This window comes from Finegoldia magna, assembly GCF_018371055.1.
Taxonomy (GTDB): domain Bacteria; phylum Bacillota; class Clostridia; order Tissierellales; family Peptoniphilaceae; genus Finegoldia; species Finegoldia magna_I.
The window spans coordinates 1-2,345 of sequence record NZ_JAGYZD010000251.1; the positions used below are offsets into that span (position 1 = coordinate 1).

At 33.6% G+C, this 2,345-nt stretch carries 2 protein-coding genes and 1 pseudogene; all 3 read right to left on the reverse strand.

The genetic code is table 11. The annotated features are described in order from the left end of the window. Window positions 1–106: 106 nt before the first annotated feature. Window positions 107–1,024, reverse strand: a complete 918-nt coding sequence (locus KHW44_RS08700) for an ABC transporter permease (RefSeq protein ID WP_304068512.1) — start codon at window positions 1,022–1,024, stop codon at window positions 107–109. Between the two features lie 9 nt (window positions 1,025–1,033). Further along, window positions 1,034–1,960, reverse strand: a complete 927-nt coding sequence (locus KHW44_RS08705) for an ABC transporter permease (RefSeq protein WP_278735526.1) — start codon at window positions 1,958–1,960, stop codon at window positions 1,034–1,036. Window positions 1,961–2,032: 72 nt separating this feature from the next. Then, a pseudogene (locus KHW44_RS08710) lies at window positions 2,033–2,345 on the reverse strand (peptide ABC transporter substrate-binding protein); the annotation flags it as partial.

Genomic DNA, 2,345 nt, shown 5'->3' on the forward strand with positions numbered 1-2,345 from the left:
TTTTCATTAATTACAGTTTCTTCAACTAATGTTTCTTCTGAAAGGTTTTGTTCTTTTTTCAATTCGTCTACATCTTTGTATTTATTCTTGCTCATGTTTTTTCCTCCTACTGTCTAAGGTTAGGGTCAAGCGCATCTCTCAAACCATCACCTAACAAAGTAAATGAAAGCATTGTTAACCCGATCATTAGAGCTGGGAAAAACAATTGATAAGGATAAAATTGGAAGACTTGTTGAGCTTGTGAACACATAAGTCCCCAAGAAGTTTCTGGAGGTTGTACACCAAGTCCTAAGTAACTTAAGAAAGCTTCACCAAATATATATCCTGGAATATCAAATGAGATTGATACAAGTATTACGTTCAAAGTATTTGGGATAAGGTGTTTGATAATGATATCTTTGTTGCTTACTCCCAATACACGAGCTGCCATGATATAATCTTGTTCTTTTAATGAAAGAATTTGACCTCTTACAAGTCTTGCAAGACCACACCATCCAGTGATAGTCATGGCTAAGATAAGTGTTCCTACACCATTTGAGTTTAAAGCCAATCTTAAAATGATTACTAATAAAAGGTAAGGAATAGAAATCAAAATTTCTACAATTCTCATCATTATTGTATCAACTTTTCCACCAAAGAATGCAGAAGCTGCACCATAAATAGAACCAATTACAGTACCAATGATAGCACCAGCAAGACCTATTATGATGGAAATTCTACCACCTCTCCAAATTCTTGTGAAAATATCTCTTCCAAGTTCGTCAGTACCGAACCAGAATTTTCCACTTGGCGACAAGTTTACTTCTCCTACTAATTGTTCGTGAGAATATCCTGTTAACATCGGTCCGATGATAACCATTACAATTAAAAATACTAATATAATAAACGCAACTAAAGCGGCTTTATTTTCTTTGAATCTTCTCCAAGCATCAGACCAGTATGTTACTACAGGTCTTGCTATAAACTCAGATGTTCTATCTTCATCTGAAAGTCTTTGAAATTTGCTTTGATCTATTTTTTCCATACTAATCCCCTAATCTATTATTTTAATTCTTGGATCTGCTATACCGTATAAGATATCTACAACTAATTGAGAGATTAAGAACAAGAATGCATAGAAAATTGTTGTACCTATAATCATAGGATAATCTCTGGCAGTTATAGAGTTTACAAAGTAACTTCCTAAACCTGGTATAGAATACATACTTTCAATAATGAAAGATCCTGTAAAAATACCAACGATTTGTGGAGCTATAATTGTGATGATAGGAAGTATAGCATTTCTAAAAACGTGTTTTCTAATTACGTTGAAGCCTGATACACCTTTTGCCTTTGCAGTAAGTATGTAGTCTTCGTTCAAAACTTCCAATACATTACTTCTCATATATCTAGCATAAGTAGCTATAGAACCAAAACATAATGCGATAGATGGTAGTATTGTATATTTTACTTCGTCTCCGTAGCCTGAAGTTGGAAACCAATTTAGTTTTACTGCGAAAGCGTATTGTAAAAGAGCCCCCAAAATAAATACTGGTATCGTAATACCTAAAATAGCCAATACACTGATAATATAATCTGGCACTTTACCCCTGTTTAAGGCCGCAAGAATACCAAATATAATACCAATTGTAATACCTATTACCATGGCTTGTCCACCAATTCTTCCAGATACTGGAGCAGTTTGAGCTATTGTAGCCTTAACTTCTCTACCTGGATATTTGTATGAAGAACCTAAGTCTCCATGTAATGCATTTTTTAAAAATATTGCATATTGTGTTGATACTGGCTTATCCAAACCGTATCTAGCTTTGTAGTTTTTGATTGTTTGCTCTGGAAGAGTTTTACCCATAGCAGACAATGGATCCCCTTGAATGTTATGCATCAAGAAGAATGTTGCTGTTGTGATTATAAATAAAGTTAGCAACATGTACAAGATTCTCTTTATAAGATATTTTAACATGAGTCCTCCTATATACAATTAGTAGGCTGTTACAAGTAATTTGTAACAGCCTGCCATTTGCTACTAGTTATTTTATTTTTTTTCTAAATAAGTGTCTTTGTATCCTGCTGTTGAGAATTGGTTTAAGTTAATATGTTTTACATAATCTTGGTAATAAATATTAGTAGAACCAGATATAATTGGAATAATAACTGTTTCATCAGCTAAGATTTGTTCAGCTTTCTTATACAATTCAACTTGTTTGTTTTCGTCTTTTTCCTTGGCAGCGTCTTTGATTAATTTATCATATTCTTCGCTCTTCCATCCAGTTCTAACTGCGTTAGCACTTGAAGTGAATAGAGACATCATTGCTGATGGGTGGTTGTAGTCAGCAGTCCATGCTAAA

Coding starts and splice junctions, on each gene's coding strand:
- KHW44_RS08700 (WP_304068512.1), bottom strand. CDS start 1,024: ATGGAAAAAATAGATCAAAGCAAATTTCAAAGACTTTCAGATGAAGAT.
- KHW44_RS08705 (WP_278735526.1), bottom strand. CDS start 1,960: ATGTTAAAATATCTTATAAAGAGAATCTTGTACATGTTGCTAACTTTA.